19 protein-coding genes and 1 riboswitch are annotated in these 21,810 nt (G+C 34.8%); of the genes, 14 read left to right on the top strand and 5 right to left on the bottom strand.

Annotation, left to right across the window (positions count from 1 at the left end; translation table 11 throughout):
• Positions 1–95: 95 nt before the first annotated feature.
• Complete coding sequence (locus EG358_RS00435; RefSeq protein WP_174565104.1) at positions 96–2,471, bottom strand: heavy metal translocating P-type ATPase; 2,376 nt, start codon at positions 2,469–2,471, stop codon at positions 96–98.
• 90 nt (positions 2,472–2,561) lie between these two features.
• Here EG358_RS00435 and EG358_RS00430 point away from each other — a divergent pair, with 90 nt between their 5' ends.
• From EG358_RS00430 to EG358_RS00380, 11 genes are all read left to right on the top strand, one after another.
• Positions 2,562–3,275: a Crp/Fnr family transcriptional regulator gene (locus tag EG358_RS00430; RefSeq protein ID WP_074230373.1), complete on the top strand. Its 714-nt coding sequence runs from the start codon at positions 2,562–2,564 to the stop codon at positions 3,273–3,275.
• A gap of 58 nt (positions 3,276–3,333) precedes the next feature.
• Positions 3,334–4,149 (top strand): 3-methyl-2-oxobutanoate hydroxymethyltransferase, encoded by an 816-nt coding sequence (panB, locus tag EG358_RS00425; protein WP_076561986.1) that lies wholly within the window; start codon positions 3,334–3,336, stop codon positions 4,147–4,149.
• Positions 4,149–4,472 carry a hypothetical protein gene (locus EG358_RS00420; RefSeq protein ID WP_076561985.1) on the top strand — a complete coding sequence of 108 codons (324 nt, stop codon included), beginning with the start codon at positions 4,149–4,151 and terminating at the stop codon, positions 4,470–4,472. Before panB ends, EG358_RS00420 begins: the two co-directional genes overlap by 1 nt.
• 5 nt (positions 4,473–4,477) lie before the next feature.
• Positions 4,478–5,155, top strand: a complete 678-nt coding sequence (locus EG358_RS00415) for an RluA family pseudouridine synthase (protein ID WP_076561984.1) — start codon at positions 4,478–4,480, stop codon at positions 5,153–5,155.
• 273 nt (positions 5,156–5,428) lie between these two features.
• Positions 5,429–5,529: riboswitch (TPP riboswitch) on the top strand.
• Positions 5,530–5,586: 57 nt separating this feature from the next.
• Positions 5,587–5,793 (top strand): sulfur carrier protein ThiS, encoded by a 207-nt coding sequence (gene thiS / locus EG358_RS00410; protein WP_076561983.1) that lies wholly within the window; start codon positions 5,587–5,589, stop codon positions 5,791–5,793.
• Between the two features lie 11 nt (positions 5,794–5,804).
• A complete protein-coding gene (gene thiC / locus EG358_RS00405) occupies positions 5,805–7,616 on the top strand; it encodes a phosphomethylpyrimidine synthase ThiC (protein WP_076561982.1) in 1,812 nt (603 codons plus the stop codon).
• Entirely contained in the window at positions 7,613–8,197 is a 585-nt protein-coding gene (locus tag EG358_RS00400) for a thiamine phosphate synthase (RefSeq protein WP_076561981.1), read from the top strand. Before thiC ends, EG358_RS00400 begins: the two co-directional genes overlap by 4 nt.
• A gap of 19 nt (positions 8,198–8,216) precedes the next feature.
• Positions 8,217–8,831 carry a thiamine phosphate synthase gene (gene thiE / locus EG358_RS00395; RefSeq protein WP_076561980.1) on the top strand — a complete coding sequence of 205 codons (615 nt, stop codon included), beginning with the start codon at positions 8,217–8,219 and terminating at the stop codon, positions 8,829–8,831.
• The gene (locus tag EG358_RS00390) at positions 8,828–9,604 is read left to right on the top strand and encodes a thiazole synthase (RefSeq protein WP_076561979.1); all 777 of its coding nucleotides are present in this window, start codon (positions 8,828–8,830) and stop codon (positions 9,602–9,604) included. Before thiE ends, EG358_RS00390 begins: the two co-directional genes overlap by 4 nt.
• A gap of 114 nt (positions 9,605–9,718) precedes the next feature.
• Positions 9,719–10,837 (top strand): 2-iminoacetate synthase ThiH, encoded by a 1,119-nt coding sequence (gene thiH / locus EG358_RS00385; protein WP_076561978.1) that lies wholly within the window; start codon positions 9,719–9,721, stop codon positions 10,835–10,837.
• 212 nt (positions 10,838–11,049) lie between these two features.
• Entirely contained in the window at positions 11,050–11,760 is a 711-nt protein-coding gene (locus tag EG358_RS00380; protein WP_076562040.1) for a HesA/MoeB/ThiF family protein, read from the top strand.
• A gap of 175 nt (positions 11,761–11,935) precedes the next feature.
• Here the strand turns inward: EG358_RS00380 and EG358_RS00375 are convergent, their stop codons facing one another.
• From EG358_RS00375 to EG358_RS00365, 3 genes are read right to left on the bottom strand one after another with little or no spacing between them, the layout of a single operon-like run.
• Positions 11,936–14,059: an outer membrane beta-barrel protein gene (locus tag EG358_RS00375; protein ID WP_076561977.1), complete on the bottom strand. Its 2,124-nt coding sequence runs from the start codon at positions 14,057–14,059 to the stop codon at positions 11,936–11,938.
• Between the two features lie 55 nt (positions 14,060–14,114).
• Positions 14,115–16,241, bottom strand: coding sequence for a TonB-dependent receptor domain-containing protein (locus EG358_RS00370; protein ID WP_076561976.1), 2,127 nt, complete (start codon positions 16,239–16,241; stop codon positions 14,115–14,117).
• Between the two features lie 36 nt (positions 16,242–16,277).
• Complete coding sequence (locus tag EG358_RS00365) at positions 16,278–17,126, bottom strand: DUF5694 domain-containing protein (protein WP_076561975.1); 849 nt, start codon at positions 17,124–17,126, stop codon at positions 16,278–16,280.
• Positions 17,127–17,295: 169 nt separating this feature from the next.
• On the opposite strand from EG358_RS00365, the gene EG358_RS00360 reads away from it, so the two are divergent.
• Genes EG358_RS00360 through EG358_RS00350 form a run of 3 tightly spaced genes read left to right on the top strand, consistent with a single transcriptional unit; the run spans position 17,296 to position 19,335 of the window.
• Positions 17,296–17,640, top strand: coding sequence for a hypothetical protein (locus EG358_RS00360; RefSeq protein WP_076561974.1), 345 nt, complete (start codon positions 17,296–17,298; stop codon positions 17,638–17,640).
• Positions 17,637–18,665, top strand: a complete 1,029-nt coding sequence (locus EG358_RS00355; RefSeq protein WP_076561973.1) for a sensor histidine kinase — start codon at positions 17,637–17,639, stop codon at positions 18,663–18,665. The genes EG358_RS00360 and EG358_RS00355 overlap by 4 nt, the downstream gene beginning before the upstream one ends.
• Complete coding sequence (locus tag EG358_RS00350) at positions 18,652–19,335, top strand: LytR/AlgR family response regulator transcription factor (protein WP_076561972.1); 684 nt, start codon at positions 18,652–18,654, stop codon at positions 19,333–19,335. Before EG358_RS00355 ends, EG358_RS00350 begins: the two co-directional genes overlap by 14 nt.
• Positions 19,336–19,384: 49 nt before the next feature.
• Here EG358_RS00350 and EG358_RS00345 read toward each other — a convergent pair whose 3' ends face one another.
• On the bottom strand, positions 19,385–21,652 hold the full coding sequence (locus EG358_RS00345) for an aconitate hydratase (RefSeq protein WP_076561971.1): 2,268 nt from the start codon (positions 21,650–21,652) through the stop codon (positions 19,385–19,387).
• Positions 21,653–21,810 lie beyond the last annotated feature (158 nt).

Raw genomic sequence — 21,810 nt, 5'->3', positions numbered from 1 at the left:
AACCTATTTTCGGGGTTCAAAATTAGTGAAAAATAATGACAATTATCACGAAATACGGGCTTTCTCTAATTTAAAATCAGTCTAAATAAGGGCTTTTAAGGCTGTTTTTTGAAATACTTCCTTCCGAGAATCCAGGTAGAAATCGTGGTGAATGAAATGACGGTAATCGAACTTGCAGGCATAATTAAAGCTGCAAATAATGGGCTCATATTTCCGGTTACAGCAAAGGTTAAACCTACAACATTGTATAGGAAACTAATAAGAAAGGTGAGTTTTACGATGGTAATTGAGCCTTTACAAACATTCAGATAATGGTCGAGCTGCGATACTTTTTCTCCGTTCATGATGACGTCTGAAGATGGCGTAAAGCTGTTGCTGTCGTCGGAAATTGCGATTCCTACGTTGCTTTGTTTTAAAGCTCCGGCATCGTTTAATCCGTCACCAAGCATGATAACTTTTAATCCTTTATCCTGAAGCTCTTTGATGTAATTCAACTTATCTTCAGGGTTTTGGTTGAAAGCCATCGAGCTGTAATTCGGAATGATCTCTTTAAGCTGATTTTCTTCAGAAGCATTATCACCGCTCAAAATAAAGATTTTATAATTGGTCAGTTTTGTAAACAGATTTCTAAGATTTTCCCGGTATTCATTTTTAAAAATAAATTTTCCGATAAACTCATTGTTTTTGCTGATGTAAACTGCGGTTTCAAGATTTTTCGACTCTTGATTGTTATATTTTGCAGAACCTATTTTGTAAATATTTCCTCGTACGCTCGCTTCGTATCCTTTTCCTGAGATTTCCTCAAAGTTGTCAACAGGGAAATAGTCATCTTGTACTTCCAAAAATTCATACAGAGATTTTGAAAGCGGATGATTTGAGTTTTTGACTAAACTTTTAATATTTAATAAATCAAATTCCTGAATTTCAGAACCTTCGTATCTGATGTTTGATTTTTTTCGGTGTGTAATCGTTCCGGTTTTGTCGAAAACTAAAGCGTCAACTTTTGCAATTTTCTCAATCGTTATTGTGTCTTTTACATAAAATTTATTTCGACCTAAAATTCTCATAATGTGACCGAAAGTAAATGGAGAAGACAATGCTAAAGCGCAAGGACAAGCGATAATCAAAACGGCAGAGATAACCTGGAACATTGTTTCCAAATCAATAAAATACCAATAAATTCCGGCAACAAGTGCGATTCCTAAAATAATGAAGGTAAAATATTTACTAATTTCATTGATTAAGGTGTCAAGTCCGGTCTCATGTTTTTTGAAAGCTTCTTTATTCCAAAGCTGGGTAAGATAACTTTGATCAACGTTTTTAATAACTTCAAGTTCGAGAGATGAGCCAATTTGTTTTCCTCCGGCAAAGATTTTATCACCTGGATTTTTAGAAATGCTTTCGCTTTCGCCTGTAATAAAACTGTTGTCTATATTACCGTTTCCGCTAATCAAAATAGCATCAACCGGAATGATTTCGTGATTTCTTACTAAAATTCTATCACCGATTTTAATCTCTGAAAGTAAAATGTTTTCCTGTTTTCCGTTAAAATCAACTTTAGTTACAGCAATTGGATAAAACGATTTGTAATCTCTGTCGTAAGAAAGCGAACTGTACGTTCTTTTCTGGAAAATTTTCCCTAAAAGCATAAAAAAAAGAAGTCCGCACAGGGTGTCAAAATATCCTGGACCGTAATCGGTAGCGATTTCGTAAATACTTCTTCCAAACAGAACAAAAATCCCCAACACAATGGGTACATCAATATTGACGATCTTGTTTTTTAGACCATACCAAGCAGATTTATAATAGTCTGATGCAGAATAAAACACAACCGGAACAGCAAGTAAAAACATTAAGATTCTGAATAAACCTTTGTAATGTTCCATCCAGTAATCTTCTCCGCCAATATATTCCGGAAACGCCAAAAACATTCCGTTACCAAAAGCAAATCCGGCGATTGCCAGTTTTATAAGTAGAGATTTGTCAAGATTATCTTCATTCTTGTCAACCGTCTCAAGGTTGATTGCGGGTTTGTAGCCAAGATTGGTTAAGAATTTAGCTAAATCGCTTAATTTTAATTCGTTATGGTTAAAAGAAATCTGCAGGGTCTTCCTTGTAAAGTTAACCTGAGAATAGTGGATGTCTTTATGTAAAGTGTGTAGGCTTTCTAATAGCCAAATGCAAGAAGAACAGTGGATTACCGGAATTCTGAACGTGACAAGACTTGTATTGCCTTCAGAAAAATCTGTAATTCTGTCAAAAATTTCCTTGGTGTCGAGATAGTCAAATTGAGAAGAGTTTTCTTCAGGCCTGATTCCTGCTTTTTTGTTTAATTCGTAAAAATTACTGAGATTATTGGTGTTCAGAATTTCATAAACAGATTTACAGCCTGTACAGCAGAAAATTTTTTCGTCAAAAGAAATTCTTTCCTTTTCTATCCCTTGTCCGCAATGAAAACAGTTCTCGCTCACCTTCATAAATTATTGACTTACAAAATTATAACATTTTTTTTTGTTTATAGAGTTTAAATGTTCTATTTTTGTGATAAATGTCATATTACAATGTCGCAGGAACAACAGATTGCTATTGAAGAAAGATTCGCGAGGGTTTTTAATGATAAATCCTTTAAAGAAAGACTTTCCAATACTGATTATGAAAGATATATCAACGCAAAAAAGAAACTCGTTTTTCAAAAACACGATATCGTCTTTGACGATGGCGAAACTCCCAAAGGGGTTTACGTAATAGAAAAAGGGGCTGCTAAATTGTCCAAATCAGGATCTTTTGGTAAAGATCAAATTCTTAGATTTATAAAAGAAGGTGATATTATAGGATATCGTGCATTGTTGTGTGGAGAAAATTTTCAAGCAAAGGCTGAAGCAATGACGGATGTTGAATGCACATTCTTACCTGCAGATATTTTTATGGACTTATTAGAAGTAGATCCACAGTTATCTTTTGTGATGCTTCAGAAAATATCTTACGAATTGGGAGAATCTTCCAATACCATTACTTTCCTTGCGCAGAAAACGGTAAGAGAAAGACTGGCAGAAATCCTTATTCTTTTAGAACAAAAGTTAGGAACTGATCCTGAAGGTTTCATCAAAATTTCTTTGACAAGAGAAGAAATTGCCAATATCATCGGAACGGCTACCGAAAGTGCTATCCGATTGATCTCCGAGTTTAAAGGGGACAGTCTCATCGAAGTAGACGGCAGAAACATCAAAATTCTCAACCACGATAAATTAATGAAACTAGGACACGTAGTTTTGTAAATTCAAATATCTAAGTCGGCGGAAGCTGACTTTTTAACTTAAAACAATCATATACATTATGTCTGTTCATTCCGAAATTAAAAGAGTTACTACAGAAACTTTGCGAAAAATGAAATTCGACAAAGAGAAAATAACAATGCTTACCGCTTACGATTTTACAACGGCAAAGATGGTCGATGCCGGTGGGGTTGATACCATTCTTATCGGTGACTCTGCAGCGAATGTAATGGCGGGTTTTGAAACTACACTTCCTATTACATTGGATCAGATGATTTATCACACTCAAAGTGTGGTAAGAGGCGTAGAAAGAGCATTGGTAATTGCTGATCTACCTTTCGGAACCTACCAAAGTAATCCTGATATTGCATTAGAATCTGCAGTTAGAATGATGAAAGAAGGAGGTGCTCATGCGATTAAAATTGAAGGTGGAAAAGAAATTTCGAAATCGATTAAAAAAATAATCAACGCCGGAATTCCTATTATGGGACATTTGGGATTAACGCCGCAGTCTATTTATCAGTTTGGAACGTATAAAGTGAGAGCTAAAGAAGAAGCTGAAGCTGAAAAATTGATCAACGATGCAAAATTGCTTGAAGAATTGGGCTGTTTTGGAGTTGTTCTTGAGAAAATTCCAGCAAATTTGGCAAAAAGAGTGACGGAAAGTATCTCGATTCCAACAATCGGAATTGGAGCCGGAGCTCACTGTGACGGACAGGTTTTGGTGTATCATGATATGGTGGGAATGAATAAAGGTTTCTCTCCAAAATTCTTAAGAAGATACCTCGATTTATATACAGAAATAACAGGAGCAGTTTCTCAATACGTAAAAGATGTGAAAAATGCTGATTTCCCTAACCAAAATGAAAGCTATTAATGAAAAGTAATTTACAGGCAACACAAGGAATTTTATCAATTTTAGCAATCATTTGTTTAGCAGCGGGTTGGTTTAAAATTTTCCCGGATAATATTAACTATCTTCTTTCGGCAAGATTATTTTATATTTTAATTGGAATCAGTTTTATCGTTCAGGGAAGAATGTTGATGCATACCAAGTTTATGTATCCTATGTACGCTGCGGCAGGTTTGTGTATCATCGGCGCATTTTTACCAATCGATTCAAGTCTTAACGTCATAAAAACGATTGGTCTTTTAGGCGGAGTGGTTATTTCTTTTGTGAGCAGATCACAGAATCGTTAGTTTATATGGAAGAGCAGATTGTTTTTGAGGATAATCATCTTTTAGTTATCAATAAAAAAGTAGGGCAGCTCGTTCAGGGCGATAAAACCGGCGACGAACCTTTACTTGATTCTATTAAAGATTTCATCAAAAAAAGAGATAATAAACCCGGAAATGTTTTTCTGGGTTTGGTACATCGTATCGATCGCCCAACTTCTGGTTTGGTGATTTATGCTAAAACTTCAAAAGCGCTTTCAAGATTGACTCAAATGGTGAAAAACCGTGAAATTAAGAAAACGTATTGGGCGGTTGTTGCTAAAGAAATGATTCCTCAAAGCCAAAGATTGGTTCATTATCTTCAGAAAAACGAAAAAAATAATAAAGCAATTGTCTTCACAAAAGTGACCGAAGGGGCAAAAGAAGCAATTCTTACCTACAATATTATTAAAACTCTGGATAATTACCTTCTTTTGGAAATTGACTTGGAAACCGGTAGACATCATCAAATCAGGGCACAGTTATCAAAAACCGGAGTTCCTATTAAAGGTGATTTAAAATATGGTGCGCCCCGTTCAAATCCTGATGGAGGAATTAATCTTCACGCCAGAAAACTTCAGTTTATACATCCTGTTACAAAGGAGGAGGTAACAATCGTTGCCCCCGTTCCGCAGAATGACGCAATCTGGAGAGCTTGTGAAGAGTAAATATTTAAATAATATAAAATTAGAAAATGGAAACTGGAGATCATCTTGTTTCCATTTTTTTTTGTATTGAAATTATCTTAATTATGGACTTGCAGAATATTTCATTTCACTTATAAGCATGAATGCACGAATATTATTACGTTAAAGATGAAAAAACATTCGTGTATTCGTGGCAAAAATATTTTCAAGCATTTAAAGCTTCCAAGCTTAATCTTCTAAACTTCCATCTCCTTCAAAAAATTTTGCCCATTTTAAAAAAATGTCTAACTTCGCTCCCAACTTTAGGGGTGTCTGTTGACAAAACAGGCTGAGACTTTACCCTTTGAACCTGATTTCTAGATCATACTAGCGTAGGAAAAAGTGAGATGACTTTGCTGTACATTCTATTGTACAATGATGGGCATTCCTAAAGTATATTTAAAAATTTAGGAATGGAGCTCACAATCAATCACACACTAAGAAATTTTGATATACTTCCCAAAACGCTGGAAGCACTTATCGCTATGGAATTACCTGAAAAGAAAAAAGGAATTGCCGTAGCGCTCAACAATCGTATTATTCCGCAGTCATTCTGGGCGGAAACTATTCTCAACAACCAAGATTCAATTTTAATTATCACTGCTACTCAAGGCGGTTAAAAAATATTTTTATGGCTCATAAAATCACACGTTCGCCGTTTCCGAACTCAAAAAAAATCTATGTTGAAGGGAAAATTCACCCAATCAATGTAGCGATGCGCGAAATACATCTAAGTCCGACAAAATTAACCAACGGAAATTTAGAAGAAAATCTTCCTGTCACCATTTACGATACTTCAGGACCTTACACCGATGAAAATTTTGAAATTAATATCGAAAAAGGACTTCCAAGAATTAGAGAACAATGGATTTTGGATAGAAATGACGTCGAAGTTTTAGACAGAATTACCTCAGAATACGGAAAAGCCCGTCTTGCCAATTCAAAATTAGACGAACTGCGTTTTTCGTATAACCATCAGCCAAAAGTTTCCAGAGAAGGAAAAGAGGTTACCCAATTGTATTATGCAAAACAGGGGATTATCACTGCTGAAATGGAATATATTGCCATTAGAGAAAATCAACGAATCGAGCAATTAGATTCTGTTTCAAAAGAGATGGCTTTTCAACATCAGGGAAATAGTTTTGGCGCAAGAACTCCGAAAAGCAAGATCACTCCAGAATTTGTAAGAGACGAAATTGCAGCCGGAAGAGCGATTATTCCCAATAATATTAATCATCCCGAAAGCGAACCGATGATTATCGGGCGAAATTTTTTAGTTAAAATTAATGCCAACATCGGAAATAGTGCTGTTTCATCGAGCATTGAAGAAGAGGTAGAAAAAGCAGTTTGGGCTTGCAGATGGGGAGCCGATACAATTATGGATCTGTCAACCGGAAAAAACATTCACGAAACCAGAGAATGGATCATCAGAAACAGTCCGGTTCCGATTGGTACCGTTCCGATCTATCAGGCATTAGAAAAAGTAAAAGGAGTTGCAGAAGATTTAACCTGGGAAATTTTTAAAGATACGTTGATCGAACAGGCAGAACAGGGAGTTTCTTATTTCACGATTCATGCCGGAGTTTTGTTGAGATATATTCATTTGACCGCAAAACGTGTGACGGGAATTGTTTCCAGAGGTGGTTCTATCATGGCAAAATGGTGTTTGTTCCATCATAAAGAAAACTTTTTATATACTCATTTTGAAGAGATTTGCGAGATCATGAAGAAATATGACGTTGCTTTTTCTTTAGGCGACGGTCTTCGGCCGGGTTCAATTGCTGATGCGAATGATGAAGCACAGTTTGCCGAATTGGAAACTTTAGGTGAACTGACAAAAATTGCCTGGAAGCACAATGTACAGGTGATGATTGAAGGTCCGGGACACGTTCCGATGCACATGATCAAAGAGAATATGGATAAGCAATTGGAGGTATGTGATGAAGCACCGTTTTACACATTAGGCCCTTTAACGACGGATATTGCACCGGGATACGATCACATCACTTCAGGAATTGGTGCAGCTATGATTGGCTGGTTTGGTTGCGCGATGTTGTGTTATGTGACCCCGAAAGAACATTTGGGACTTCCCAATAAAGAAGATGTAAAAGTTGGAGTTATTACCTATAAACTAGCTGCTCATGCTGCAGATTTGGCGAAAGGTCATCCAGGTTCTCAATACAGAGACAACGCTTTAAGCAAGGCGAGATTCGAATTCCGTTGGGAAGATCAGTTCAATCTTTCTCTTGATCCGGATACGGCAAGATCTTATCATGATGAAACGCTTCCTGCAGACGGAGCAAAAATTGCGCATTTCTGCTCAATGTGCGGACCAAAATTCTGTTCAATGAAAATCACGCAGGAAATTCGTGAATCTGCAGAAAAAGGAATGTTTGATAAATCGCAGGAGTTCATCGAAAAAGGGAAAGAAATTTATATATGATTATCGTCATCACTCCCGAAGAAGTTGTTCAAAATGAAACTGAGATTATTAATGAATTATTTCAGGAAGGTTTGAATTTACTTCACATCAGAAAACCTTTTATCAATTCAGAAGAAATGACGGATTTTATTCAAAAGATAGATTCAAAATTTCATCAAAAATTAGTTTTGCACAGTCATTATGATTTAGCGAAAGATTTTAATATTTCAAGATTTAATTTCAGGGAAGTTGACAGACAAAACGGTTTGTTTCAATCTTTCACAGATAAAATAATTTCAACGTCTGTTCATGATATTGAAACTTTTAATCTATTAAGTGAAGATTGGGAGTATGCTTTTATCAGTCCGGTTTTTCCAAGTATTTCGAAAAAAGGATATGGTGAAAATTCGAATATTTTGAATGATATTAAAAAACGAGATCATCAAAATGTACAACTGATTGCTTTAGGAGGAATTAATGAAAATAATATCAAAGAAGTTTTTGAAAGTGAAGTAGATGGAGTGGCTTTGTTAGGAGCAATCTGGGGAAATGATGAACCTTTAGGTGTTTTCAAAAAATGCAGACAGAATGTAATTTATTAAGATTTATTCAAATTTAAAAATGGAAAAGCTACAATATATTTCTCAAGGTTTTACAAAAGCCGAACAGGAAATAAATATAAAGAAAGCCTTAGATGGCGGCATAAAATGGATTCAGGTTCGCTGGAAGAATGCACCAGAATATGAATTTATCAGGCTTTGTGAAAATTCAAAAAAACTTTGCGCAGATAATCGATCTGTTTGTATCATCAATGACTATGTTCAGATTGCAAAAGATATCGATGCAGACGGTGTTCATTTAGGTTTAAAAGATACTTCGATTGATATTGCAAGACAGATTTTAGGAGAAAATAAAATTATCGGTGGAACGGCAAATTCCATTTCTGATGTTTTGCAAAGAATGAATGAATCATGTGATTACATCGGTTTGGGACCTTTACGATTTACTTCAACTAAAGAACAGCTAAGTCCGATTTTGGGTTTTGAAGGATATCAAAAAATTATTCAGACTTTAAAAGAAAAATCATTAGCAATACCAAAGATATTCGCCATTGGCGGAGTGGTTTTGGAAGACATCCCACTCTTACAACAAATCGGAATTTATGGAGTTGCTGTTTCGGGGCAAATCACCAATCAACCTTCTATTACCAAAGAATTTAAAACAGTTTTACAATGAACAATCAACCGTTAATTATAGCAGACAGAACTTTTGAATCGAGATTATTTTTAGGAACCGGAAAATTCGGAAATCTTTCAGAAATGACCGATTCTATCATCGCTTCGGGAAGTGAACTGGTGACAATGGCTTTAAAAAGAATCGATTCGCAATCTTCAGAAGATGACTTGTTCAATGCTTTAAAACCTACAAAATCTCACCTTTTACCAAATACTTCGGGAGCAAGAACTGCTAAAGAAGCGGTTTTGGCAGCGCAATTGGCAAGAGAAGCCTTGGAAACCAACTGGGTGAAATTAGAAATTCATCCTGATCCAAAATATTTGTTACCTGATCCGATTGAAACATTGTATGCAACGGAAGAATTGGCAAAATTAGGATTTATCGTGATGCCTTACATTCATGCCGATCCGGTTTTGTGCAAACGTTTGGAAGATGCAGGAACAGCTGTTGTAATGCCTTTGGGAGCGCCGATCGGGACGAATAAAGGTTTAAGAACTTTAGATTTTTTAGAAATTATTATCGCCCAAAGCAATGTTCCTGTTGTTGTTGATGCCGGAATTGGCGCACCTTCTGATGCCGCAAAAGCAATGGAAATGGGAGCTGATGCGGTTTTGGTAAATACTGCAATTGCTGTTGCGAGAGATCCTGTAAATATGGCATTGGCTTTTAAAGAAGGCGTAATTGCGGGAAGAAGAGCTTTTGAATCTGGTTTGGGAGCTATTGGAAATCATGCGCAAGCATCAAGTCCGTTGACTTCTTTTTTGTTTGATTAAACTATGATTTTGCATAAGAATTAGAAAGTCCTAACGGGACGATTTAATAAAGGATAGGATAAAATCCTATCAATAAATAATAGACAACGCGTCATTTGGATTAAACCGAATATTATGAAAAGTTTTAAAGATTTTTTTGAAAAATATCAATGGGATGAAGTGAAAGTAAAACTTGAAAAAGTGACATTGTCTGATGTGGAAAACAGTCTTCAAAAAAAAAATAAAACGATAGAAGATTTTCTGAACTTTCTCTCACCGGTTGCTGCTCAGAAATTAGAAGTAATGGCAATAATGACGCAACAACTCACTCAAAAACGATTCGGGAAAACGATCCAGTTATATTCACCGTTGTACCTGAGTAATGAATGTCAGAATATTTGTACATACTGTGGTTTTAGTTTAGATAATTCCATTAAAAGAAAAACACTTTCTGATACCGAATTGATGATTGAAGCGACAGTTTTAAAATCAATGGGAGTAAATCATGTATTGCTGGTAAGCGGAGAAGCAAATAAAACAGTTGGAATTGATTATTTTCTGAATGCTGTCCGTTTGTTGAAATCCCATTTTGTAAATATTTCGATTGAAGTTCAACCTTTGTTGGAGGAAGAGTACCGAAAGCTTCATGAAGCGAGTGTCAATGCTGTTTTGGTTTATCAGGAAACCTATCATCAGGAAGTTTACAAAGAATATCACCCTAAAGGAAAAAAATCAAATTTCAATTTTCGTTTGGAAACACCTGACAGAATTGGAAAAGCTGGAATTCATAAAATGGGATTAGGCGTTTTGCTTGGTCTGGAAGATTGGCGGGTTGATAGTTTTTTCAATGCACTTCACATCGATTATCTTCAAAAACAATATTGGAAAAGTAGATATTCAGTTTCATTTCCGAGATTAAGACCTGCAGAAGGAATTATTGAGCCTAATTTCATGATGTCAGATAAAGATCTACTTCAATTAATCTGTGCGTACCGAATTTGGAATGAAGACTTAGAGATTTCCATTTCAACCAGAGAAAACGAAAAATTTAGAGATCATATCATTTCTTTGGGTGCAACAGCGATGAGTGCAGCTTCAAAAACAAATCCAGGAGGTTATGCGGTTGATAAAGAGTCTTTAGAACAATTTGAAACCAGTGACGAAAGAAGTATGGATGAAATTAAAAATATTATTAAAAAAGCAGGATATGATCCAATCATGAAAGATTGGGATTCTGTGTATAGTGGGGTTTAAAGGTTGAAATTTTAAACAATCTAAAAATAAAAACTCTATCAGAAATATAACGAACGTCACTTCGAGTAGATTTTGCAAAAAATCGTATCGAGAAGTTTTGTTTAATGAAAGTTCTCGATACATTTTTCTCCATTCCATTACGAAAAACAGTCGAACTGAGGGTGAGGCTAAAAACAAATCTCGAACAACCTGATTCAAATAAAATCAAAAAAATGAAAAACGAAGATATTTTCTCAAGATACAGCCGACAGATTTTTATTGAACAAATCGGGTTAGAAGGTCAGCGAAAAATAATGAATGCTAAAGTTTTGGTAATTGGAGCAGGAGGTTTAGGAAGTCCGGTCATTCAATATTTGGCTGCGGCGGGAGTTGGAACTTTGGGCGTTGCAGATTTTGATGAGGTTGAATTGCACAATTTAAACCGACAAATCATTCATAAGGAAAGTTCTGTAGGAAAATCAAAAGTGAAAAGTGCAGAAGAGTTTGTGAAAAATCTTAATCATCAGGTCAATTTTATAGGGTTTGAAAGTAAAATAGATCACTCAAATGCTGAAGAAATTATTTCTCAGTTTGATATGATTATTGACGGTTCTGATAATTTTAAAACGAGATATTTAGTTAATGATACTTGTGTAAAGCTTAGAAAACCTTTAGTTTACGGGAGCATTCTAGGTTTTTCCGGACAGGTTGCAATTTTTAATTATAAAGGAAGTAAGAATTTAAGAGATATTTTCCCGGAACCTCCTTTTGATGAAGATCTTCCCGATTGCGACAGTCTTGGTGTTTTAGGAGTGCTGCCGGGGATTGTAGGAAGCATGATGGCAAACCAAGCTCTGAAAATAATAACGGATTTACAATTAAATTTAAATCAAATCACATTAATCGACACTTTAAACTGGAGATTCCAGACAATTGATTTTTAAACCTAAATCTCACAAGTTAAAATTTCCCTCCTTTGAAGGGTGGAGAAAATTAAAAGAATTTTTGACGGGGTGGTTTTACTATTGTCAATTTTAAAAGTGAATAGTTTTTTTAAATAAATTAGGCATAATAAAAAACGGACTAAAGCCCGTTTCTATTGATAAATATTATATTTAATTATTGTCCTTGCTGCAGAATTCCACCATTGCTGTCGCTTTGATTGGTTGTTTTAATCATATTCGGATCTTCTTTTGCCAGCTTATTTTTGGTTGGGATTTTATAATTCACCGTAATTCCGAAACTTCTGCTGTCGAATTTGTTTGAAGTAAATACTTTTCCGTCTAAAGAATTTGCCACAATGACACTTTTATTCTGATTAAAAATATCTCTCGCATACAACGAAAGATTAAGACGGTCGGCCATAAATTTTTTAGATATCGTCAAATCAAAAGCATTGTTTAAAGGTTTTTCAATTTGAAAATAATAGAAATTTCCTCCTTTTGGGATCACATTATAATTTGCCTGAAGTCTGATGTCTTTTGGAAGAATAAACTGTCCCATTAAGCTGAAAATCCAGAATCCTTTTGTCTTTATATCTGGCATTTCCTGAACCTGATAACCTGTATAAACATAGAGTAAATTCATTTTATCAGGATTCACATTAAACTTCATCAGCTCGCTGAAAGGTGTTGTAAACAACATAAACGGAATTGGCATTCCAAAGTTAAAGTTATGCGTTCTGATGCTGTTCACCTGTACCTGCTCATTCTTGATCACATTGTTTTCTCTGGAAACTTTCTGTACAATCTGATCTTTTACCCAGCTTGTATTATAGCCGATATAAGCATAATCAAATGCGCTGATTTTAATTTCAGCATTGTCGAAAATAGTAGGTTGTAAGTTTGGGTTACCGCTAGACGTAACTGTTTCTGTTATAAGAGTATTGTTATTTGGATTTAAGAGCGAAACACTTGGCAGAGTAATTTTTTTGTTGTAATTGACATTAACGAAAAGCTGTTTCATTACATTATACTGCACACTTGCATTTGGAAAAACTTTAAACTTTTTGAATGGATTTAAATTGCTTTCCTTTAAAATGCCTTTATCATAGAATCGTGTAATTCCCGTGATATCATAGTTTTCGGCTCTAGCTCCCGCAATGAAATCAAACTTTTTCAAAGTTGCCTGAAACTCCAAGTAGGCAGAAGTGGTTTGTCTTGTGTAATCGAGATTAATAAGACTTCCATTTTTCGTCTCAAAATTTTGCTGATCATACAATCCTCCAAAACTCATCTTTCCTTCGTCTAAAATTTTCAGAGGTTGAGAATAATCAATTCTGAAATTATATAGATTAAATAGAGAAGAGTTGTTTAATGATTGAGCTCCAAACTGGTTAAATTCTGAATCACTGTTGGTGTAAATGGCTTTAAAATCAAGTTTCTTATTTTTATCCTCAAATTTTTTCTGATACGTTGCCGCAACTTCCTGTCTCAAACCATTATTATTTGTATAATTAGATGTTGACGTATTATTTAAAAAATTGTCACTTGTAACATCTGCATTTCCGTTGTTGTGATTGATGTCGTAGTTTAGTAATAATCTGTCTTTTCCGAGTTCAAAAGTGAAAGCAGAATTCATATAATACGTGCGCCCTAAAGAATTGGAGTGATTTCTGGTAAGCGCATCCAATTCCGAAAGCGATAAACTTTCACGGTAATATTGACCTAAGTTCACCTGCCACCCAAACCATTTGTTTCTTGAGTTTAAAGCGATTGAATTATTAAATCTGCTTCTGTATTTATCATAGCTTGAAAAGCGGTAACCTCCGTTGTAAACTGCAGTCAGATAATTTTTTGCTGATTTGCTTGTAATGATATTTAAAATAGCACCTCCGGAAGTTGCAGGAAATTCGGCACCCGGTTGTGTAATGATTTCGATTCTTTCAACAGAGTTTGCGGGCATTCCTTCCAAGAAAGCATTCAGTTCGTTACTTGAAATATTCAGTGGTCTTCCATCCATATAGACATCCAGAGGTTTTCCTTGGTACATCATTCCCACCATATCAGAAACTACTAAACCCGGAAGTTTTTTCACTCCTTCCATCAACGAGCCTGAATTTAAGCTTGGCTGCTCAGAAAAGTCAAAAATTGTACGGTCGGCTTTTTGTTCAACGGCCTTTTTAGTTTTAGTAATAACGACACCTTCAATTTCTTTTTCTTTGGTTTCTTTATTATCTTTGGTTTCCTGTGCAAAACCTAAAATTGAACCTAAAATTGAGAGAGTAAATAAAGTTTTCTTCATGATGTGAGTAAATCTAATCAGTTAGACGATAGAAAATCTTATTTGTTACAAAATTTTATTGTGCTCTGTCTTTTTCCTCAAAACTAATGCTTTTTATACTCCTTTTCTTTTTGTTGTTTCCTAATGTGTAGTTGATGTTTAAACGGAAACTTCTTCCGTCCCAATAATTATTAAAATGTTGGCTGTTATCTTTGAAATACATATCACCACGATATTTCTGAGCAAAAATATTAGTGACGGTTGCATTAATCTGTAACTGTTTTTCCATTAATGAAACTTTTATTCCGGAGGTAAGATTAGAAAAATTATGAAAATAGGAATTGACATTTTTATAAGGTAAATCCTGACTATAATTTAGAAAAAAGAAAACTGTTTTGTTTTTATTGATGGTGAATGTATTATTGATCGAATAACTAATCGAATGCCCTTTCTGAGTTTCAGCTTCGATATTAAATACTTTCGAATCGGTAGAAGATCCGTTCAGTGAAAGACTTGTTTCCCAAAATTTGAACAATTTATCTGTATAAGAAGCATTAAAACCGTAAAAATTATTGTTGTAATAATTAAGATAAGTCCCAATCTGTGAAAGTCCATCGATTAAAGCAACTTGCCCGAAACCATTTTTAAGTTTCAAATAATAAATACTTGCAGAAAATTTACTGTTGTAAGTATATCCCAATTCCAGGTTATTAATATATGAAGGAGTCAACAAAGGGTTTCCTGAAGAATAGGAGTAAGGATTTTCATACCACCTGAAAGGATTAAGATTGCTCATACTCGGTCGGTTGATTCTTCTTGAATAAGAAAGGCTGAAGACATTTTTATCTTTTTTATAAGAAACAAAAGCCGATGGAAACCACTGTCCGTAATTGTATTTGTTTTCTAAGTTTGTTGACGGAGTAAAGCTTTGCGCCTGAGTATTTTCATAACGAAGCCCAGCTTTGGTTTCCCAGTGTTCCCCAAAACTTTTGGCATAACTAAAATAAGCAGCGTAGTTTTCTTCACGATATTCAAATAAATTGGCTCTTTGGAAATCTGGAATATGCTGATCGTTGATGATATTAAAATATTGCAGATCGGTAGCATTTTTAAACTGATTAAATTTAAGTCCGGTCTCAATGGTACCAAAAGAAAATGGAAGTTCCAGATCTCCCTGCAAAGAAAAAACCTGTGGCTCAACAATTGATTTTGTATTAACGTTTTGAACTGAATTGTCACTCAATTTCAATGTTGAAAAGTTAACGTCTGTATCAGAATTATTTTTAAAAAAGTTTCCTGCAAAACTCAATTTTTTTCCGAGAGAATCTAATTTCAGATCATAATAAGCACTCAAAGTATGAGTTGGAGTTTTTTCACGGTGAAAAGTTTTTGTTAAAAGATTTTCTACAGATAAATCGGTGTCTACATTTCGTGTTTCGTTTACAATATCCATCCCGGATTTCTGATGAGAAAAAATATATTCTATTCCGATTTCGGAGTTTTTATTGAGCTTGTACGAAAAGTTTAGGTTAGGCGTTAATTCTTTCCACATATCTTTTCTTACAGAACGGCTGTAATTTTGAGAAGCTCCTAGAATACTGTAGTTTTCTTCTGAACGCTTTGCTCTGTCTGCATAGCTTGTTTTTAACGATAAGCTAAGTTTTTCGGTTTGATAATTTAATGTCCCAGTCGAATTTCCGCCTGAATAGGTTCTTTGGTTCAATCCTGTATTTACTGAGCCACTCCAACCCAAGTTTGGGTTTTTCTTAAGGATAATATTGATCAATCCGCTGTTTCCCTGAGCTTCATATTTTGCGGGTGGAGTAGTGATCACTTCTATTTTGGCGATGTTTTCCGAGCGTATGGTTTTCAGATAATTAACAAGATTAGTTCCTGAAAGATTCAGCATTCTTCCGTTGACCATTACATTGACACTGCTTTTTCCGGTAATGGATATATTTCCTAAATTCTCGTCTACTTTCAACATCGGAACATTGGTTAATGTTTCTGCGCCATCCATTCCTTGTGAAGCTACAGAAGCTTCAACATTAAAGATAAGTCTGTCAGCTTTTCTTTCAAGAAGAAGTTTTTTCTTTCCCTCAATCGTAACAGATTCGATAGTTTTCAGTTGTAAAGTATCTTGTTTTTGAGCAAAAGAAAAAGTATATAAGAAGGAAACAGCAATGATGAATGTCTTTTTCATGAGAAATGGATGGTTTAGATTGATGAGGTAAAAAGATTATTTTTTTGAATCTAAGTTTGAAAATTCAACATATTCATATTCTGGCGAAGAGGTAAAAAGCTGTCTGAGAACGGTAGCATGACCATTTCCTGCAATTACCAAGATTCTGTCTTCTGCATTTTTTGGAATGTCCTGTATTTTTCTGAACATTCGAAGATTTCTGTTATACCAATATAGAGCAAGAAGATCTGCACCGTCGTGTTCTCTCAATTTAAAATCGCCTGTCAAATACGCTCCGTATTCGTATTGATGATATTCTTTGCTGTTCATATATTTGAACATGTCAAGAAGAGATTTAAAGTTTTTTCGCTCAGTATTTTTAATAAAAGTATTGTATTGTTTAGAAATACGGTCGTCACTTAAGAAATCATAATCTTTAAGCATATTTTTAAAATATACTGAATCTCTCTTACCAAATTTTTCTGTAAAATCATCCAAAACGGAATTCGCATCAATGCTGTATAATTCATTAATTTTAAGTTCTGTTGCGATGCGCATTGCCAGTTGGTAACGCTCGTCTCTTTGATCTCTGTATTTCCCGTCTTTATATTCTTTTAATTTTTCGTTGGCTTTCCAATCTGGCCAAGCTTCAATGGCGATTTTTGTGGGCTTAAATTTTTTAATGTAATTAACAAGTTCTGTTACTTCAGCGGCTGTTTTGGGTTTTAAAACATCTACCTGATCATTTTTTTCAGTTTTATGAGCATCCTGATTGGGATAGTCAAAATGAAATGAACCGACAACCAAGACTTTAGTTTTAGGATCAGGAAAATATTCTGAAGGTTTTTTCTGTCCGAATAAAAATGTTGATATTGTCATTAACATGATTAATATTGATGTTTTCATAATAATTTGTTTTAAATATTTTTGACAAATTTAGATTTCACCACGCTTTGATAAAACAGCGTTTCGATCAAGTGGAAAATATATCAGTTTAAAATATTTTCATCGGAAAAAAAGGGGTGTTTGTAGATTTTGGAAGGTCTGGTTATGCTATTGTATTTATTTTTGGTGAATGAAAAATATAATTCTCCTTTTCAGTTTCATTTTGATGCAATCCTTTGGTAATCACAAGGTAGATGTTTGGAAAACAATTACGATTGCTCCGAACGAAAGCATTAACATTAATAAAGTAAAAGCACCTGTGACTTTAGAAATAAAAAATCTTTCGGATAAAAAGATAGCTTTAGTTTCTGGGCTGAAAACACCTTCTGAAATTTTGGGTAAGTCTGAATTTAAATACAGACTGCCTAAAAAAAGCACGTTGAAATTAGAGAACAGAAATACAGTTCCGGTTTCAATATATTTGCATTATTACTCTTCTCAAGCAATCATCGTTAACGACAAAGAATTAAAATGAAAAAAAAGCAAATCATCTTTTTGCATCTTTTATATTGGTTATTTTTTATTTATTACCAATTTAGATTTGCATTTGTACCGGAAGATTCAAATGTAGAACTTCAAAGTTATATTTTAAGTTATTCTTTTCTATTCGTTAATCTGGTAACTTTTTATGCTAATTATTTTATTTTAATGCCTTGGGTATATAAGAAGCAGAACATGTATGCAATCATTGGCGGGATTGTAAGTATAATTTTGTTTTTTAGTTTGTTACGATATTCTATCGAAGAGGTTCTTTTTCCTATTATTTTTGGTTTTAGAAATTATAATGAGAAAACAACTTTAGTTTACTATATTTATGATAATATTTTCTTCAGTTACAATGCTATTTTTGTGGCTACTTTAATTTGGTTATTGAATAATGCATTAAAAACAGAAAGAGAAAAGCGTCAGTTAATTGAAGAAAATAAAAATTCGCAACTTCAGGCCTTAAAAACCCAAATCAATCCGCATTTTATTTTTAATACTTTAAATAATATTTATGCTTTAGTCTATAAAAATTCAGATAAAGCGTTGCCCGCCATTGAAGAATTGGGACAATTATTAAGATACAGCACAAAAGATCTTGAGAAAGATTTTATTACTTTAGATAAAGAAATTGGTTATCTAGACAGTTTAATCGCTTTAGAAAAATTGAGAATTAAAAATCCTGAATTATTAAATGTTGAAAAAAAGCTGTCGCATCCAAAACTTAATATTTCGCCGATGCTTTTGGTTCCTTTCGTTGAAAACGCTTTTAAACATGGGGATTTCAGAAATAAAGGTTTTGATATGAAAATTTCAGATGAAAATAAAGTTCTGCATTTTTATCTTTTAAATTACAAAAAAGAGAAAATGAAAGATATTATTTCCGGAATCGGGATTGAAAATGTAAGAAAAAGGCTTGAAATTTTATACCCTAAAAAATACGAGCTGAATATGATCGAAACGGAAACCAATTTTACCATAGATTTAAAGATTGATTTGAAGAATGAAGAAAATTAAATGCATTATTGTTGATGATGAACCATTGGCTGTTTCTCTACTCGAAAATTATGTTGAGAAAATTCCGTTTCTTGAGCTTGTTTTCTCCTCAGAAAATCCAATTGATGTTTTAGAATTTATTCAGAAAAATGATGCAGATCTTGTTTTTTTGGATATTCAAATGCCGGAATTAACGGGAATCAATTTCATGAAAATTGTTGGTAATAAAATGAAATATATTCTTACGACCGCATATTCCGAATACGCTTTGGAAGGATATGATCACAATATTGTTGATTACCTTTTAAAACCGATTTCTTTCGACCGTTTTAATAAAAGTGTTTTGAAGGCTCGGGAGCGTTTCCCTTTAGCAGAAGCTAGTGAAGTCGGTCATTTTTTCGTAAAATCTTCCGGTCACCAACATCGTATTAATTTTGACGACGTTCTGTATGTGGAAAGTATTAAAGATTATGTCAACATCAAAACCGAATCTCAGGAATACATTGTTTTAGATACTTTAAAATCGCTCGAAAATCAGCTTCCGGCAAATTTTATACGGGTTCATAAGTCTTTTATTTTAAATCTAGATAAAGTGAAAAGCTTGAATTCGAAGAAGATAATTATAAATTCTGAACAAGAAATCCCGATCGGAGAAATGTATAGATCGAATTTTTTAGATAAACTGAAATAAAAAAGCAACTTCATGTGAAGTTGCTTTTTATATATGATAAAAACTAAAATTAGTTTTCCTGTTGTTTAATTAAATTCAAAGCAGAACCAGCTTTAAACCAATCAATCTGTTGAGCATTATAGGTGTGGTTTGCCATAACAGTGTCTTTAGTTCCGTCTGTGTGAATGAATTCTAAAGTCAACTGTTTTCCCGGAGCAAACTGATCCAAATCTAGGAAATTTACAACGTCATCTTCCTGAACTTTATCGTAATCAGCTTCATCCGCAAATGTAATTCCCAACATTCCCTGTTTTTTAAGGTTTGTTTCGTGAATTCTGGCAAATGATTTTACCAAGACTGCTTTTACACCAAGATGTCTCGGCTCCATTGCAGCGTGTTCTCTGGAAGAACCTTCACCGTAGTTTTGGTCTCCGACAACAATTGTAGGAATTCCTGCAGCTTTGTAAGCTCTTTGTACAGCCGGAACTTCGCCATACTCACCAGTTAATTCATTTTTAACGTGGTTGGTTTCCATGTTGTAGGCATTTACTGCACCGATCAGCATATTATTTGAAATATTATCGAGGTGACCTCTGTATTTCAACCAAGGTCCTGCCATAGAAATATGGTCGGTGGTACATTTTCCGAAAGCTTTTATTAGAACTCGTGCACCGGTAATATTTTTGCCGTCCCAAGCCGGGAATTCTTCTAGTAACTGAAGTCTGTCTGAAGTTGGACTTACATTGACCTGAACACTAGATCCGTCTTCCGATGGTGCCTGATAACCGTTATCATCTACCGCAAATCCTTTTGGTGGTAATTCAGAACCGCTTGGTTCATTCAGTTTTATTTGCTCTCCGTTTTCAGCGGTTAGCGTATCCGTAATTGGGTTAAAATCTAATCTTCCCGAAATTGCAATAGCTGCGACCATTTCAGGAGAAGCTACGAATGCGTGAGTGTTAGGGTTTCCGTCAGCTCTTTTCGCAAAGTTTCTGTTGAAAGAGTGAATAATCGAGTTTTTCTCGCCTTTATCAGCGCCTTCTCTGTCCCACTGCCCAATACAAGGTCCGCAAGCGTTTGTAAAGATTCTTGTATTTTCAAACTTTCTGAAAGAATCTAGGAAACCATCTCTTTCTGCTGTGAATTTCACCTGCTCAGAACCCGGATTAATTCCCAAAATTGCTTTTGGTTTTACTCCTTTTGCTACTGCATCTTCAACAATGGAAGCTGCTCTAGACAAATCTTCATACGAAGAGTTGGTACAAGAACCAATTAATGCCCATTCAACTTCTATCGGCCACCCATTTGCGATTGCTTTTTCTCTAAATTCAGATACAGGTGTTGCTAAATCTGGTGTGAAAGGTCCGTTGAGATGTGGAGTCAATTCAGAAAGGTTAATTTCTATTAATTGATCAAAATATTGTTCAGGGTTTGCATATACTTCAGCATCACCCGTTAAATGTTCAGCAATTTTGTCGGCTGCATCTACAACGTCCTGTCTTCCGGTAGAAGCAAGGTATCTTCTCATAGAATCGTCATATCCGAAAGTAGAAGTCGTGGCACCCACTTCAGCACCCATGTTACAGATTGTACCTTTACCAGTCGCTGAAAGAGATTCTGCTCCTTCTCCAAAATATTCTACGATACATCCTGTTCCTCCTTTTACGGTAAGAATTCCGGCAACTTTTAGAATAACATCTTTAGCGGAAGTCCAGCCAGACATTTTTCCGGTCAATTTTACACCGATTAATTTTGGCATTTTTAATTCCCAAGCCATTCCTGCCATTACGTCTACCGCATCAGCACCACCAACTCCAATGGCAACCATTCCAAGACCTCCTGCGTTTACCGTGTGAGAATCTGTTCCGATCATCATTCCTCCCGGAAATGCGTAGTTTTCTAAGACAACCTGGTGAATAATTCCGGCTCCCGGTTTCCAGAAACCGATACCGTATTTATCACAAACGGAACTTAAGAAGTTGAAAACTTCAGAGTTTTTATTAATTCCTTCCTGTAAATCTGCTTCAGCACCTACTCTTGCCTGAATCAGGTGATCGGCATGAGCAGTTGAAGGAACGGCTACCTTAGCTTTTCCAGCCTGCATAAATTGTAAAAGTGCCATTTGCGCAGTGGCATCCTGCATTGCAACTCTGTCCGGAGCGAAATCCACGTAAGAATTTCCTCTTTCGTATTCTTGTGTTGCATTTCCTTCCCACAAGTGTGTGTAAAGAATTTTTTCTGAAAGTGTCAATGGTTTTCCTGTAATTTGTCTTGCTGCAGCAATTCTTTCAGGATAACGCTCGTACACTTTTTTGATCATGTCAATGTCGAAAGTCATATCTTAATTTAATTTTTCTATTTTTTCATAAGTTTTCCCATCTTTAGATAAGATTTAAAAGGAAAAAATATACCATAATTCATTCATCAAATATTATTCCTCTGACCCATAAGATGAGATAAATATGATGAATGATTGAGATTATTTATACCTATCAA

It is taken from the genome of Chryseobacterium indoltheticum, from assembly GCF_003815915.1.
Lineage (GTDB): Bacteria > Bacteroidota > Bacteroidia > Flavobacteriales > Weeksellaceae > Chryseobacterium > Chryseobacterium indoltheticum.
The sequence above is the reverse complement of the archived record's forward strand: the minus strand, read 5'-3'. Positions and strand labels throughout refer to the sequence as shown.